The organism is Peribacillus simplex, assembly GCF_030123325.1.
GTDB classification, from domain to species: domain Bacteria; phylum Bacillota; class Bacilli; order Bacillales; family DSM-1321; genus Peribacillus; species Peribacillus simplex_D.
Genome location: NZ_CP126106.1, coordinates 2,502,838 through 2,518,392, shown reverse-complemented (window position 1 = coordinate 2,518,392; position 15,555 = coordinate 2,502,838). Strand labels below are relative to the sequence as shown.

Here is a 15,555-nt window from a genome sequence, read left to right as displayed (position 1 = left end):
CATATCCATGCCTACCTGTGCAAAAGCACATTCCAGCAGCCACTGCAGTCAAATCCTCCTGCTGCTGGTGTCCTGCCTCCCCATACATAGGGTCGGCTGAGGTACTGTTTCATGATGTTACGGACTTCCTCTACATCAAAAGGTTGCGAACCGTCCCCCATGACAACAACGCTGCCATTTTCACTGTTGTAATATTGCATGACATGGTCCGCATAGTGACTAATTATATCCATGCATAGCATGCTTTGACTTAAGAAAATATAAATACTCCATTCCCTCAGCGGTGATCTTGGTGCCGGCCCTTCCTCTTCCTTTGACGACAAATCCTTCGATTTCCAAAATATCCAAGCGGCGGCGGATTTGCTGAGGGGACAAGACAAAGCCCGATTCTTGACTCTGACCAGAAATCAGTTCTCTGCTTGCCGCTTTTCCTTTATCGTTGCATCGCTTGATTACTTCCAAGATGAAAGTGCGCTCCTGAATTTCCAGCATACTTTCACAGACGGGATAATCTGCCGTAACACCGTCTTCCGCATGCCCGTGCATGAACGGAAGGTCACTCTTCGTCACGACATTCCCCTCACAAACCGTCAGCATATAATCAATCGTGCTTTTAAGTTCCCTTATGTTGCCGGGCCATTCGTATTGCATGAAATACTCCAGAACGTCTTGCTCTACTTTTACCCACTTCCCGCTTTTTGTGATGAGATGCTTTATCAAAAGTGGAATATCCGCTCTTCTCTCTTTAAGTGACGGTATGTAAAGATTGAGTACATTCAGACGGTAAAACAAGTCTGTTCTGAATGAACCGTCCCGCATCTTATCATGAAGGTTTTTATTCGTCGCGGTAATCACCCTAACATTAATGGGAATGATTCTCTTGCCGCCAATTCTGCGGATTTCACCCTCCTGAAGAACGCGAAGCAGATGGGATTGAACAGTGAGACTTATGTCACCAATTTCATCCAAAAAGATAGTCCCGTTATCCGCCATTTCAAACAGTCCTTTCCTGCCTCCCCTTTGTGCCCCTGTAAATGCCCCTTCTTCGTAACCAAACAATTCACTTTCAAGTAAAGTTTCTGTTAAAGCACTGCAGTTGACCGCTAGAAACGGCCCGTTTTTTCGCAATGAATGCTCATGAATCGCATGAGCAAACAGCTCTTTTCCTGTTCCTGTCTCTCCCTGAATCAAAATTGGATGCTCAGACAGGGCAAGTTTCTTCGCAATCTGCTTACGCTCTTTCATTACTTCATTCTCACCGATAATATCTTCAAAGCGGTATTTTGAATAAAAGCCTTGATTTCGCATTTCTCTTTGAGCAGCCTTTTCTATTTCGAAGGCTTGATGTACGCTTTTGAAAGTTGCGACGATTGTATTTTCTTTCATCATTTGCAATCGAAAAATCACGACATCCACTCCGTCTATGTTGAAGAACTTGCTTTCATCATTACTTCCCATGATGAAATCGATAATATCCCGGCGATTCAATACATGCTCCAGATACTGATTGACCACATCTTTTGCATCAAGATGGAATAATGCTTCAAGCTGGTTATTGAATACCGTTATCAGCCCTTCCTCGTTAACGACCAATATGCCGTCATCCACAGTCCCCAACACATTTTGGATATGATCGCTCATCTGCTTGGCATCACGCTCTGCATATAACAGCTTACGTTGTAATTCGATGATATTGCTAATATACCTTTCTGAAATCTTCGAGGATATATCCTTGTGTAAACCACAGCATTCTACAACTTCCAAAATTGTTGTTATATCGAAAAGGCGCACGCCTATATCGATTACTTCTTTTATGTAAGAGGGACATAGGTGAGTTTCTCCTGGTGAAACGGCTATTTGGACATTCTCATAATATAACATCCCCTTCTTGAAAGGGATAAATTGAACATGATCGACACCAAGCTGATATAAGGATTCAATAAGGTTTATAGTTGCATCGTCATCATCATTCACTAAAAGAACGGCCGAACCCGCTGGTATTCTTAATAGCTTGACAATGTATTCATGATTAACCGTTCTCTTTCCAACTATTATTCTCTCAGGATTTACACTATACATTCCCTCTTTCTTATCATAAGCGGCATCTGATGAATACAAGATAATTCCATCTCCCAGAGAACGAGGTATTCCCTCATCGGTAGAATGGCTTTTGACATACACGTAGTCTCCAAGCAATTGTTCCAGTTGCTCCTGTAAGGCTTCCTTTGTTTTTGAGCTTCCCGCTATAAGTGTAAGTGAGGATTTTGACATAAAAACACCTGCCTGTCTTTAATTGGTACTATTATATCACCAAAAAGAACCAATAAAGACCTAAAACTTCAATCCAACCTTTAAGTTTTCTTAAAAATCAATCACTCCATATTGGCACAGATTTTGCATATCTATTGCATTGACATTGACATCCGTTGACGTGTCAAAGGTTTTGAAAAGGAGGGAAACAGCAGAATACTAGAAAAACGGAAGATAGGCGATAGGCCGGCAATATGTTGTAAGCATATTAGTTCCATGCATTCATTTTAAATACAAAGGAGAGACACTTATGAGCCGATTAGAAGAGAAAGCTGTTTTGCTGGAAACAGCGGGGGAAAAAGAGAGAAAAATCAATGTTTTTGTATTGCTGCTCTGCATTCTCGCAATAGCAACCCTATTTACTTACATTTTGCCGGCCGGGGAATATACCCGGATCGAAGCAGATGGACGGACAACTGTTGACGCCACTTCTTTTAAATGGATAGAATCTGCACCAGTGGAATTGTTCGATATGATAAAAGCTATTCACACAGGAATGGTTGAAGCTGGTAATATCATCTTTTTCTTGTTGATTATTGGAGGGTTTTTCGGTGTTTTAAGAGCAACAGGGACGGTTGATGTGCTTATCGCCACAATGGCTAGGAAGTTGGCGACACGTGAAAAGCTATTAATTCCTGTCGTGATGTTGTTTTTTGCTGTAGGCGGTTCCTTAATGGGAATGGCGGAAGAAACACTAGCATATCTTCCTCTTATCATTCCGCTGGCATTGGCTCTAGGATTCGATACAATTACAGGAACCGCCATCGTCATTGTTGGGGCATTGTCCGGGTTCACGACTGCCATCATGAATCCATTCACAGTAGGGCTTGCGCAAGGAATTGCAGAATTGCCGATGTTCTCAGGAATAGGGTTGCGCCTTATTTTATTTATTATCGTCTACCTTGTTTCAGTTTTTTATATCCATCGTTACGCAATGAAGGTAAAGAAAAATCCTTCCATCGGAATCTATGGAAAATATACAAAAGAAGAATCGAAAAAACTGCTGCAATCAAGCGTGAAGTTAACGGCGAGACATAAGTTCATCTTAGGCAGTTTCTTAATTAACTATGTCGTCTTGGCGTTTGGGGTCATCAAGTTCCAATGGTACATGACAGAAATCGCTGCCTTATTCATTATATTGACAATTGTCATTGGAATCATCGGAAAATTGTCTGCGGATCACATCGTCAGCTCCTTTACCAATGGATCTGCAGCCTTGCTGGGCGGTGCTTTGATTATTGGCGTATCACGCGCCATTCTTGTTGTATTGAATGAGGGACATATCGTTGACCCCATGCTCCATCAAATATCTGAAGCTATTCAGCATATTCCGGCCTATTTAAGCGTTGCCGGCATGTACAGCTTCCAAACTCTCATTCATTTTATACTAGCTTCCGGCACCGGTCATGCGATGTTGACTATGCCAATTATGGTCCCTCTCGCAGACTTATTGGATATTACACGTCAAACTGCGGTGTTGTCTTTCTCTTTTGCGGACGGAATTGGAAATATGATTTTCCCGACCGCAACCACCTTGATGGCGGGCTTGGCAATTGCAGGCATACCTTGGACAAAATGGGCGAAGTGGATCCTGCCCCTGGTACTCATTCAATATCTCATCGGATTAATAGCCGTAATCATGGCTCACTTCATCGGATATGGTCCATTCTGATAAAAATCACGAATTAATTACAGGAGGAGAAACGCATTGCTTACTTTAATCAAAAATGGCGAGATATACTCACCCAATTACTTAGGACGGAAAGACGTTTTGATCACAAATGATAAAATTGCATTCATCGATGACAGAATCGAGATTCCTGACAACTTTGCTCCTATTCATATCATTGATGCGACCAACCTTCTAGTTGTTCCAGGTTTCATAGATTCACATGTTCATATTATTGGCGGAGGCGGTGAGGGCGGATTCAAAACCCGCACCCCCGAGCTGATGCTTACGGATATTACGACTTCCGGTATTACAACCCTGGTCGGCTTGCTCGGTACGGACGGAACTACGCGTAGAATGGAAAGCCTGCTTGCCAAGGCCCGGGCGCTTGAAGAAGAGGGTATTTCCTGCTTCATTCATACAGGTTCCTACCAAGTGCCAGTAAAAACATTGACAGGAAAAATCGAAGATGACCTAATTTTCATCGACAAAATCATCGGTGTCGGGGAGATTGCCATCTCCGACCATAGATCATCTGAACCCACTTTTGAAGAATTGACCAAAATCGCCGCAGCGGCACGCAACGGCGGTATTCTGTCAGGAAAAGCAGGTATTTTAGAAGTTCATGTAGGAGATGGGGGTGGCGAGCTCTCGTTGTTACATGCTATTGCTGATAAAACCAACATTCCGATTCGGCAGCTCCATCCGACACATATCAACCGAAATGAAGAATTATTCAAGGCGGGGATTGATTACGCTAAGCGCGGCGGTTACGTAGACTTTACAACAAGCACCATCCCTCAGTTTCTGGATGATGGCGAAGTGAAGTGCAGCATTGCCTTGCGGATGATGCTTGAAGAAGGGATACCAGTCGGACACATAACCTTCTCTTCTGACGGACAGGCCAGCCTTCCGTTTTTCAACACACATGGGGAGTATGCAGGCCTTCAAGTGGGAAAAGTATCTTCGCTATATCAGGAAGTGCGTGATTCTGTTTTAGAAGAAGGAATCCCCCTTGAAACGGCACTGAAGGTCATCACCACGAATCCCGCACAAGTGCTGAAACTATCAAACAAGGGCAGTATCCAAACCGGGAAGGATGCAGATATCGTACTATTGCAAAAGGAAACTTTGGCAATTAGCACTGTAATGGCAAGAGGACAAGTTATGGTAGAAAAGGGTGTTCCGTTGATAAAAGGAACATTTGAATGAGTTTAGATTAGATACCCGTTATCGAAAAATTACGAACCGTATTGTTTAAGATTTCGTATTAGGTATCACCTAACTTTAATTGGTCGGTATTTCCCAGAAGTCCATTCTAGTTTAATCATATCCATTGCAATGGTAAAAAGCATACTACTTGCCATTTTGAACATTTTGTTGTTCCGATCGATTCAGCAATCAATTATTCTTGCCATCATAGGGGCAATGGGATCTTATTTCACCAAAGGTAAAGCCGAACAGGCCACATGTCGTGGCAGAATAACCGGGGATTTTGTTAAAAAGCAAACTATTATTCACCATAAACAAGCACGCTCATTTCAATCTTTAACTTACATAGATTCATATTGTGAAGAATCGCTATAGGGGCGTTACTTAAACTAACTAAAAAGTCGAATTCCTCACCGTGAAGGAATTCGACTTTCATTTTTCAGTCATCTTATCCTGTCTCCTTTGCTGAACTATCAAACCTGTTAGTTCATTAGGCAACAAAACCTGTAAAGCCTCGATATCTGCTTTAAGTTTCATCTCCATTAAAATCAGGACTATCGAGACCCCTATCCATCCCTTTTTATTTTGGAGTCTCGCTACGTGCTTTTTCATTCATTTCTTCAGAAAAGTCTTGTTGGCAAATATATCAACCAAATAAGGAAGTACTATGCAACGGCTGAACTTTCGCCATGGGATCAATATAGGCTTTGGCATTATTAACTGCCGTAGGACCCTCTCCAAATCCGGAAGCAATTAATTTAACCTTTCCATCATACGTACAAATATCCCCGGCCGCGTAAATGCCTGAAATGTTCGTTTCTTGTTTGGAATTAACGATAATTGCATTTTTATTGATGTTTAGACCCCATTCTTTAATCGCTCCAAGAGAAGAGACAAAGCCGTAATTAATAATTAAGTCATCTACGTCAACCACTTCTTTTTGTTGAGTCTTTGTATGTTCTAAAACAATTTGAGTAATTTGATCTGCTCCAACCAATTCGGAGGGAATATAAGGTGTTTTGACCTCAACAGAGGAATTCACTAATTTTTCTACACTATGTTCATGGGCACGGAATTTATCCCTTCTGTGTATCAATGTTACCTTTTTTGCAATCGGCTCTAACATAAGGGCCCAATCAACAGCAGAATCCCCACCGCCTAGAATCGCCACTTTTCTTCCTTTAAATCGGTTCATATCATTCACGAAATAATGCAAATTCTTATTTTCGAACTGTGCCGAATCTTCCAATTCCAGTTTACGGGGTTGAAAGGCTCCATTTCCAGCAGTAATGATAACTGATTTAGAAAAATGAGTATCGAGGTTTGTGGTGATCTTAAATGTTCCGTCTGCTTGCTTTTCCATCTGTTCAACCGCTTCTTCAAGACAAATGGTTGGTTCGAATACTTTCATTTGTTCTTTTAAATTCTCTATCAATTCCTGCGCCCTTACTTTTGGAAATCCAGCTATATCATAAATGAATTTTTCGGGATAAAGAGCCGAAAGCTGTCCTCCCAATTGAGGAAGACTTTCAAGGATTTTTACCTTTGCTTGCCTCATTCCGCCATAGAACGCTGTAAACAAGCCAACTGGGCCGCCGCCAATAATTGTTATGTCATAGACCTTCTTATCTTCTGTCAATGTAATCACTCCTTGATTTTTCTAGGTTGGTTGTTCATACTGAACGTGATCTACAGGTGGTAAGGGATTGACTTGTCATGTTTCCACAAGTAATTCTTCCTTTTCCCCTCCTAATGATGGATAAGATCGGATAACTATCCACCTTTCCATAAGACAAACTAGTGACGTCAATTTCCCTAGTTTTAAAATCTATAAATCTATACAAACGCGCTCATTGATTTTATCTATAAATATTATTCAAATTTATTAGGGTTACCATCAAAGGATACTTGAGCCACTTTTATAGAATCGGTTGGACATCCTTCTGAAGCATCTATCATATCTTCCTCGAGTTCTTCAGGTATGATCGCTGCCCCAACATTATTATCCAATATGACAAACGCAATACCTTCTTCATCGTAATCATAAATATCCGGAGCTGAAGCACCACAAGCTCCGCAAGCAATACAAGTTTCTTTATCCACGATTGTATAATTAGCCATTTTTCTATCTCTTCCTCTCTATAATCTAAACCCTGTTTTTACTAAGGCATTTATAGAAGCCTTAAGCAATTGAATTCGTTTTTCCTTACTCGATATCGTTCAAAAATTCCAAAATGCTCGAATTAAACTTTCTAGGATTTTCCTGATAACAAAGATGACCGCCTTCTGGAATTATCACTAGACGGGAGTTTATTAACTCTTCATGAATTGCTTCCGACTCCTTTATAGGAGTTACAGTATCCAACTCGCCACAAATTACAAGAACAGGAACATCTATATGAGATAACGATTCCATTTGATTTAGATGATAAAGTGAATATGCTACCGAACGATATCCTGCTGGTCTTATCTGTGTCATAATCTCTTTTACTCGTTTATGGACTTTTTCTGAAGCATGGGGGGAAAGTAGTGCTTGTATCCTCTTTTCCGCTATCTCCTCAGTAGAAAGGTTTCCAATTGAAAATAATCGATTTTTCAATTTCGTCTCGTTCTCTTCCGGGGTTAGAGCAGCAGCCCCTCTTGTCGAATCGGCCAATATTAATTTATTAATCTTATCAGGGTACAGGCAACAGTACTCTATCGCAATTGCCGCTCCCATTGAATGGCCGAGCAGATGGATTTTTTCCAACTTTAGCTGATCCATCATGCCATTCAGAATACGCGCAAACTCTTTAAAATTTCTAAATTCTTCTGCTGGATCTGAACTTTCCCCATAACCCGGGGCATCCCATGCAATTACTGTATAATGCTCCTTTAATCCCTGGATCTGTTCCTTCCATGACTGTGAATTATTGCTCATACCATGTAATAAAACTAAAGGTTCTCCATTACCTTCTATTTCATAATGTATACTTAAATCTTCTACTTTTACGTATGGCATAATATCAGTCCCCCCCTTATTTGTTTTTGGCATAACTTTGAACAATACAGTTCAGGAAAGCTGTAATGTCTTGAAATATATTTTCTTAAACTAGCAAATGATTTACTAAATTAATATTTCGCCTGAAAAAAGCTTTCGTTTTGACTTGATTAAGAAAGTGCTTCCCTTCCTGAAGATAAGCAGGAAAATCGACATCCGTTCCCGTCTTACAACTTAACTTAAACAGTATTCAAAAATTGTGCCAGCTTAGCCAAGTCCTCGAACTGACAATCCGCCGTCGCTGGAAATGATTTCACCGGTGATCGCGCGTGATTCGTCAGAAGCTAACAGTACATACGCCGCTACGTGATCTTCCGGCATCTGGGCAAGTTGAAGAATATTCCGTTTTTTAATGCTGCTTGCTTTCGTATCATTATCGACGATTTTCACAAATGGGCGCAGCGGTGGAATCACCGTGAGTGCTGTCAATGTCCCCCCTGGGGCTACCGCATTTACCCGGATGGAAGGAGATAGTTCGAACGCAAGCTGGCGCATCAATCCAATTTGGGCGTGTTTGCTCGCTGTGTACCAAACACCGCCGCCATCTGGATAAAAACTTGCACCGGATACGGTAAAAATAATATTACCATTTGTTTTTTTCAGTTCTTCAAGAGCGGCTTTAGCCCCGAAAAAAGAGCCTTTTACGTTAATGTCAAGAAGGAAATCATACGCTTCGGAAAGCGCCTCAGGAGTCACATCGGCAAATTTGGCAAATCCATCGAACACGCCTGCATTCGCAACGAAAACATCTAACTTTCCGAATTGCTCAACAGTAGCTTGGACCGCTTGCTCATTGTCTTCGTATTTGCTTACATCTCCCTGATAAGTAAGGATATTTTCACCAAATTCTTCTTTCATTTTCGCTAACGTGTCTATGGAGCGGCCGATAATGCTCACTTTTGCTCCTTCTTGTAGAAAACGGCGTGTGACAGCTTCCCCTATTCCAGAAGCTCCCCCTGTAATCAATACGACTTTATCTTTTAAGGCCATGCCCATTGTCTCCACCCCTTCTGTTATCTTTCAACCGTGATGAACGGTTATCCTAAGATCCATTCAAGCATACGGTCATGTAAGCAAGTACATATTTTTCATAATGACTATATTCTGTTTTATATACAAAACATCGTTTTTATATATAAACAATTCTAAAATGTAATCGCTTTATTGTCAATGTAAGCTGTAAAAAAACTGAAGCCATCGTTCGGGAAAATGTTGCTTGTTCTCTATCAATCCGTGGTTATTCCTATTCCTATGTACTCGTCAATGAGCATTCAAGATTTTTTTGTGGTTTCTCAGTAAGAATCTAGCTCCCCTTCTTACTGAGAAACCTACTAAAAAAAAGTATTATATTAACATTTTGCTCTTTATAAAGTTAGTTTGTTTCCTGTAGCATTACTTAGGTGATATTCGGTAACTTCTTGTTTAATCATAAACAAGTACGCCACAAACCCGAGAGTGGCTGCTACGATCAGCATGGCAATGGAGGGACCAAAATCACCGCCGGACAAATCGCGGCTCCACCCCATAATATAGCTTGAAAATCCACCCATAATATTTGTGAACCCCATTAAACCGGCTGCGCGGCCCGCTGTTTCAGGTGTTGAAAATTTGATGATGAAGAAATTGGTTAGATGGAACATTCCACCCTGAGTTCCCATTGCGAGCCCCATGGAAACGCCGGCAAAAATAGGATTTGGTGCAATGACAGCGATTGTCAAAAATACAGCTGTCAGTATGAACAGAATCGTCGCAAGCAAACTCGGGCGCTTCGTTTTGTCCGCCAGAAATCCGCCAGCCAGGACAAATCCAAGCGCGAATAGCCACGATAATGAAGTAATGCCAGTCATTGCTTCCCTTTCAAAGCCTTTGGCCTCAACAAGATATGTAGGCAGCCAAATACTGATTCCAAAGAAAAGAAAGGACGACATCAAATTGCCGAACCAAACAATCCAATAACGATAATCCTTTGCGAAGAATTGCTTCGACTGAACAACATCCGCTTCGTCTTTTTGGCGAATATAGGAGACTTCTTCTTTACTCATGCGTGGATGTTCTTCTGGCGTATTACGAGTCAAAAACAGGAACATTGGAATATTTATAAACAAGTTAAAGGCGGCGAGAGCAAAGAACGCGGCCTGCCAATGAAACGTTGAAATAATTAGAATGAGCATAACGGTACCAATTGCCGGGCCAAGGTAGTTTCCAGTAATCCAGAATGACTGTGCCCTTCCAAGCTCTCGTTTATTAAACCAATTCGAGATGAATTTACCCGATATCGGGATCATCATACCTTCCCCAATTCCGAGGATGACCCTACTAATTAAGAACATTTCGTATGAAGTGGACAGCCCTCCCATGACCATTGTCGCTGTCCATACCAGTAAACCTAAAACTGCTGTTTTCCTTGCCCCTAACTTGTCGATAATAACTCCCCAAAAAATGTTCGAACAGGAGTATGAAATCATGAATATAAAGGAGATCAAGCCAATTTTCGCATTTTTATCCGGGCCAATTAAACCAAGATCACTTAAGAATCCGGGATCGGTTTGGATAACAGAGATACCTACTTTATCAATCTGGCCGAAAAACCAGAAGAAAAAAATAGGAATCGCAATGTACAACCATCTTTTTTGACCTTGTAACATGTTATTTCCCCCTAATAATAGGCTCTTTTGAATGCGCTTTCATGATTTCGATAAAGAAAATGTCTATCATCCTATCAACCTTCATCAACTCCCCCTTTCAAAAAATAACAGCAACTATTGTTTTATATAAAAAACAATGTTACCGATTTAATGTTATATTGAATTTTCATAATAGTCAATAATATTCAGATTAATATTTTTCTGCAGAAAAAAGTAGTTTTATATACAAAAACTAAATGAGGTGTTGTTTTCATCGAAACAACAACTTAACCGATCCTTAGGTAAGCAACTCAAAAAAATTTTTTTAAAACTTCATTAACCGAAGCGAGAAAATGTTCATCATGCCCAAAATCCTGGGATGCTACGGACTGAAGATCTACCTAGTTGTCCGTTTAAGCAAAAGGTTTTAACCGGGAACAGTATGGCTTTTTCTCCAAAGGGGTAACCTTGGATTCCTGTCCAACACCACAGCATATGCTGCTGCCGCTCGAGGTGAATAAAGCATATGATTCGTCAACCGCAATTTCACAACCCCTGCAATGGGTATCCTCAAAATTGAAGTATGATTCTCCACAATATCACCTCATTCATTGCCGTATATCCTTTTATAACGATTCTTTATACATATATAAAAATTAACTATTTTTATTATTTATCACTCGATGTTAGCATTTTGTTATAAGTTATTTGAAAGGATGAGAGATGAATGACTATGCAAATTTCTGAATTCGCAGTATTCGGGCTGGGTCCCATCGGAATTGAAATTCTACGCAGTGCTTATCAAACGAATCCTCAATCGATTATCGGTGTTGTCGATATTGATCCCGAAAAGGCAGGAAAGGATATTGGCTTACTAATAAATGAAAAGGTAACGAACAAGTATGTAGTCTCCCATATACAGGAAGTAAATAATGAAGCTGACCACCCTATCGCCCTACATGCAACCGGTTCCAACGCACAACAAGTTTGGCCCCAGATCAAGGAGCTTCTAGATCACGGCTTTTCAGTGGTTTCCACCTGTGAACAGCTTTCCTTCCCTTGGCATCGCTACCCTTTACTTTCAAAGGAAATAGATGATTATGCCAAAGCAAAAGGCCTTAGTGTCATTGGGACCGGAATCAATCCAGGTTACATCATGGATACTATGGCCATTTCTTTTACAACAGTATTGACCACGGTTAACCAAATCAGGGTCAATCGCAAAGTTGATGTTTCGAAAAGGCGCCTCCCCTTACAAAAAAAGGTCGGAATCGGGATGACCAGAGAAGAGTTTGAATTTTTAGCTGAACGGAATAAAATTGGGCATGTAGGACTTGAGGAGTCTGTTAGGTTAATCGCTTATGGGCTGAATTGGGAACTTTCAAGTGTTATCAATACCATTGAACCAACGATTGCAAGCGAAAATATGACCGTTCCGCTAACTACCATAAAACCAGGGGATGTTAATGGGCTTCATCAAATCTCAACGGGCAAGACCGTGGACGGAAAGGAAATTTCCTTGGATTTAACGATGTCTGCAGGTATTAAACAAGAAGATGAAATCGTTATTGATGGGAACGAAACCCAAAGGTTGATTGTTCCCAACGGAATTTTTGGAGATACCGCAACCGCTGCGATGATTATCAATACCGCTAAGCAAATTGATGCCCTCCGTAAACCAGGTTTACTTACAATGGCTGACATCGGGGTGCCGAGAAATATAAATCAATCTGACTTTGTGCATATTTAATGGCTAACCAAAAATCTTGCGTAAGTCTTACTTTATTAGAAAAGGTGAACCCCATATGGTTCACCTTTTCGTCCTGGCCAGATAGTATTGCATTGCATGCCAACATGCCAAAAAACCACCATATGCGGCGGTTCTGTTTCCTACATATAGAATCCACTATCTTCTGTACATTATCTTATTTCAGGAAAATATATTCCGAAAATGACATGATTTTTCCATTTTCATTAATGTGTTTGAGAACCCAGTTTCACGGAAATGGCCTTGGCGGCTTTCGTTACTTTGTCAATCAATTCAGGCAAGCGATCTTCCTGAAATCTTGCTTCAATCCCAGCCACACTAATACCGGCTACTATTTGACCTTTACCATTGAGTATCGGTGCACTCACCGCTTTTGTATAATCCTCAAGTTCAGATGAAGTTATCGTGTAACCATCCAATCTCGCTTCATCCAAAGCATGACGGAGTTTAGTTTTATCCGTTATCGTTCCAATGGCGATTTGGTTTAATTGAACGCCTCCCAAATAATTTTCCCGCTCTTCTTCTGGCAAATATGCTAAGATGATTCGAGAATCGCCAGCGTACAATGGCGAACGTCTTCCAATAGATGTATATAGGCGAACAGGATGCAGGGTGTCCACCTTTTCAATATACATCGCTTCATCCTTATCCCTCACAATTAAATTCACTGCTTCTTCAACATCATCCCGAAGGTCTTTCATGATGGGATAGGCGATAGACCTGATATCCAAACGCTCCCCTACCAGTTGGCCAAACTGCAGGAATATCAGTCCAAGTGAATAATGGCCATCATCGTCTTTTGTTAAAAACCCCATTTCCTCCAATGATCCCACCATTCGGTGTAACGACGTTTTCGGCAAATTGGAAAGTTCCATCATTTCATTAAATGTCAGTTTCGGATGATTTATGAAAAGGGTTAGGATTTGCATGGATTTCACGACGGTTTTGTTATGTGCCTGCATACATTGTCTCCTTTCATGATACATGTTTTCCTTAATCATTCTATTATAAAACATGGAAGAAGGGATGTAATGCAATATAACCGTATTCATTGTTTTTTCGTAAATGCCCTGACTGTATTCTCATTTGATTTTCCTTCTTTATTTTGATCGTGATCGAATCATTTTAACACCCTGCAAGTTTTCATATTAAGAGGATTAATTTCTTCATCATTACGAAAACCAATTCACTATAAAGGCATTTTCAATATTACTTTTGTCCCTTTCCCTTCACCAGAATGAAGAATAAGGTTTCCGCCGGAAGCTCTGGCTCTTTCCTCCATACTGAATAAGCCTACTCCGCGGGTAACTTTTTCTATATCAAAGCCCTTTCCTTTATCTTCTATTTCCACACGAACTTCTTCCTCTATTTCCCGGATCGTGACTGTAGCATCTTCGGTTTGAGCATATTTCCTTATATTTGTTAATGCTTCTTGAATAATACGGTAAATGGTAATTTCTTTGTTTGTATTCATACGGCAATTCAAATAGCAGTCAAAATGGACCTTGATATGATGATGCTCTGAGAATTGCACCAATAAAGAGCGAATCGCAGGGAACAGACCAAGATCATCAAGTACGGATGGCCTTAATTCCCAGGATAGATGCCGGAGTGCTTCGATAATTTCGGTCGTTTCATCCTGCATCTGATCTAACAGGGGATGATCCATTTCCGTCTGCAGCCTGTTAATCGTTATGAGGTGGCTGTATAAGTTTTGTCCGATATCATCATGAAGCTCCCGGGAAATGCGTTTTCTTTCTTCTTCCTGCACATCAATGATTTTCCCGGTCATTTTCTGAATCTCTTCTTCCGCAAGCTTGCGCTGGGTCACTTCATGACGAATCGCTAAATACTGGTAAGGTTTTTTGAACTCATCAAGAAATGGAACGATTGTCGTATCCACCCAATAATAAGTTCCATCCTTGGTCTTATTTTTAATCTCGCCTTTCCATACTTCCCCTGCTGATATTGTTTTCCAAAGATTGTTGAAAAACTCTCTCGAATGAAATCCCGAGTTAATAATTCGATGATCCTGTCCGATCAGCTCTTCTTTGGAAAACTTTGAAATCCGGCAAAATTGATCATTGACATATTTGATCGTCCCTCTTTGATCGGTTATTGCCACAATTGAGGAAGAATCCAAAGCAAATTGAACATCGGCCATTTTATTAACGGATTTCCCTAATTCCTCCAAAACTCGTTTATATTCGGTGATTTCCTTCCGGATTGCCAGGTATTTATAAGGGTTCCCGTTTTCATTTAAGAAAGGGACAATTGTGGTATCCACCCAATAATAAGTTCCATCCTTCGCTTTGTTCTTAATTTCACCCCGCCATACTCTTCCTGATGAAATTGTACGCCAAAGATCTTGCATAAATCGCTTTGAATGAAAACCTGAATTGATAATTCGGTGGTCCTTCCCAATAAGCTCTGCTGCTGAATATTTGGATACCTCACAAAATTTCTTATTCAAGTATATTATCTTGCCCTTTTCATCCGTAAATGCAACAATCGTTGATTCATCAAGTGCGTAACTTAAATCAACCAGCTCATTTATCGGATAGGATTGCTGCTGGTTAATCCGTGATTGGTCTTTCACTTTATGGACCACGATTAAAGAATAGAGCTCACTCGCAAGCTGAAAGGAGTTCACCCTGAAAAATAGCGAAAAAGCATGACCATCCCGGTGAATTCCAAAATGGTGGATAATTTCCCCTTCCCCACTTGACTGAAGGTTTACCCCTGGTATAAGATTCAGGAGATTTTCACCATTCAATTCATGTTGTTCATAACCAAAGCTTTCATATACTTGTTGATTCGCAAAAGAGATGACTCCTGATTCATTGACAAGGATTGTCGCATCACTAGATCCAGGAATAATCCCTTTATTCATTTCCAAATGTTTATTCAAGTCCATACATAATCCTCCTTG

At 40.6% G+C, this 15,555-nt stretch carries 13 protein-coding genes; 3 read left to right on the top strand and 10 right to left on the bottom strand.

Annotation, left to right across the window (positions count from 1 at the left end; genetic code table 11):
- Positions 1-11 precede the first annotated feature (11 nt).
- Positions 12-233 carry a hypothetical protein gene (locus tag QNH43_RS11945; RefSeq protein ID WP_283917998.1) on the bottom strand — a complete coding sequence of 74 codons (222 nt, stop codon included), beginning with the start codon at positions 231-233 and terminating at the stop codon, positions 12-14.
- Positions 220-2,271 carry a sigma-54 interaction domain-containing protein gene (locus QNH43_RS11940; RefSeq protein ID WP_283917997.1) on the bottom strand — a complete coding sequence of 684 codons (2,052 nt, stop codon included), beginning with the start codon at positions 2,269-2,271 and terminating at the stop codon, positions 220-222. Before QNH43_RS11940 ends, QNH43_RS11945 begins: the two co-directional genes overlap by 14 nt.
- Before the next feature lie 289 nt (positions 2,272-2,560).
- On the opposite strand from QNH43_RS11940, the gene QNH43_RS11935 reads away from it, so the two are divergent.
- Both QNH43_RS11935 and iadA read left to right on the top strand, forming a co-directional pair.
- Entirely contained in the window at positions 2,561-3,982 is a 1,422-nt protein-coding gene (locus tag QNH43_RS11935) for a YfcC family protein (RefSeq protein ID WP_283917996.1), read from the top strand.
- A gap of 36 nt (positions 3,983-4,018) precedes the next feature.
- Entirely contained in the window at positions 4,019-5,191 is a 1,173-nt protein-coding gene (gene iadA / locus QNH43_RS11930) for a beta-aspartyl-peptidase (protein ID WP_283917995.1), read from the top strand.
- A gap of 432 nt (positions 5,192-5,623) precedes the next feature.
- On the opposite strand, the gene QNH43_RS11925 is transcribed toward iadA, so the two are convergent.
- From QNH43_RS11925 to QNH43_RS11900, 6 genes are all read right to left on the bottom strand, one after another.
- Complete coding sequence (locus QNH43_RS11925; RefSeq protein ID WP_283917994.1) at positions 5,624-5,803, bottom strand: hypothetical protein; 180 nt, start codon at positions 5,801-5,803, stop codon at positions 5,624-5,626.
- Between the two features lie 34 nt (positions 5,804-5,837).
- Positions 5,838-6,830, bottom strand: a complete 993-nt coding sequence (locus tag QNH43_RS11920) for an NAD(P)/FAD-dependent oxidoreductase (RefSeq protein WP_283917993.1) — start codon at positions 6,828-6,830, stop codon at positions 5,838-5,840.
- A 233-nt stretch (positions 6,831-7,063) separates the two neighbouring features.
- On the bottom strand, positions 7,064-7,312 hold the full coding sequence (locus QNH43_RS11915) for a ferredoxin (protein ID WP_133345650.1): 249 nt from the start codon (positions 7,310-7,312) through the stop codon (positions 7,064-7,066).
- Between the two features lie 85 nt (positions 7,313-7,397).
- The gene (locus QNH43_RS11910; protein WP_283917992.1) at positions 7,398-8,192 is read right to left on the bottom strand and encodes an alpha/beta fold hydrolase; all 795 of its coding nucleotides are present in this window, start codon (positions 8,190-8,192) and stop codon (positions 7,398-7,400) included.
- A gap of 246 nt (positions 8,193-8,438) precedes the next feature.
- On the bottom strand, positions 8,439-9,227 hold the full coding sequence (locus tag QNH43_RS11905) for an SDR family NAD(P)-dependent oxidoreductase (RefSeq protein ID WP_283917991.1): 789 nt from the start codon (positions 9,225-9,227) through the stop codon (positions 8,439-8,441).
- 368 nt (positions 9,228-9,595) lie between these two features.
- Positions 9,596-10,876 (bottom strand): MFS transporter, encoded by a 1,281-nt coding sequence (locus tag QNH43_RS11900; RefSeq protein WP_283917990.1) that lies wholly within the window; start codon positions 10,874-10,876, stop codon positions 9,596-9,598.
- Positions 10,877-11,582: 706 nt separating this feature from the next.
- Between QNH43_RS11900 and QNH43_RS11895 the strand changes: the two genes are divergently transcribed.
- A complete protein-coding gene (locus QNH43_RS11895; protein ID WP_283917989.1) occupies positions 11,583-12,605 on the top strand; it encodes an NAD(P)H-dependent amine dehydrogenase family protein in 1,023 nt (340 codons plus the stop codon).
- Positions 12,606-12,829: 224 nt separating this feature from the next.
- Here the strand turns inward: QNH43_RS11895 and QNH43_RS11890 are convergent, their stop codons facing one another.
- Both QNH43_RS11890 and QNH43_RS11885 read right to left on the bottom strand, forming a co-directional pair.
- The gene (locus tag QNH43_RS11890) at positions 12,830-13,585 is read right to left on the bottom strand and encodes an IclR family transcriptional regulator (RefSeq protein WP_283917988.1); all 756 of its coding nucleotides are present in this window, start codon (positions 13,583-13,585) and stop codon (positions 12,830-12,832) included.
- Positions 13,586-13,812: 227 nt separating this feature from the next.
- Positions 13,813-15,540 (bottom strand): sensor histidine kinase, encoded by a 1,728-nt coding sequence (locus QNH43_RS11885; protein WP_283917987.1) that lies wholly within the window; start codon positions 15,538-15,540, stop codon positions 13,813-13,815.
- Positions 15,541-15,555 lie beyond the last annotated feature (15 nt).

Excerpts from the sequence above, each read along its gene's own strand:
- QNH43_RS11945 (WP_283917998.1), bottom strand. The coding sequence starts at position 233 with ATGGATATAATTAGTCACTATGCGGACCATGTCATGCAATATTACAAC.
- QNH43_RS11900 (WP_283917990.1), bottom strand. The coding sequence starts at position 10,876 with ATGTTACAAGGTCAAAAAAGATGGTTGTACATTGCGATTCCTATTTTT.
- QNH43_RS11915 (WP_133345650.1), bottom strand. The coding sequence starts at position 7,312 with ATGGCTAATTATACAATCGTGGATAAAGAAACTTGTATTGCTTGCGGA.
- QNH43_RS11935 (WP_283917996.1), top strand. The coding sequence starts at position 2,561 with ATGAGCCGATTAGAAGAGAAAGCTGTTTTGCTGGAAACAGCGGGGGAA.
- QNH43_RS11910 (WP_283917992.1), bottom strand. The coding sequence starts at position 8,192 with ATGCCATACGTAAAAGTAGAAGATTTAAGTATACATTATGAAATAGAA.
- QNH43_RS11895 (WP_283917989.1), top strand. The coding sequence starts at position 11,583 with ATGACTATGCAAATTTCTGAATTCGCAGTATTCGGGCTGGGTCCCATC.
- QNH43_RS11940 (WP_283917997.1), bottom strand. The coding sequence starts at position 2,271 with ATGTCAAAATCCTCACTTACACTTATAGCGGGAAGCTCAAAAACAAAG.
- QNH43_RS11905 (WP_283917991.1), bottom strand. The coding sequence starts at position 9,227 with ATGGGCATGGCCTTAAAAGATAAAGTCGTATTGATTACAGGGGGAGCT.
- QNH43_RS11890 (WP_283917988.1), bottom strand. The coding sequence starts at position 13,585 with ATGCAGGCACATAACAAAACCGTCGTGAAATCCATGCAAATCCTAACC.
- QNH43_RS11925 (WP_283917994.1), bottom strand. The coding sequence starts at position 5,803 with ATGAAAAAGCACGTAGCGAGACTCCAAAATAAAAAGGGATGGATAGGG.
- QNH43_RS11885 (WP_283917987.1), bottom strand. The coding sequence starts at position 15,540 with ATGGACTTGAATAAACATTTGGAAATGAATAAAGGGATTATTCCTGGA.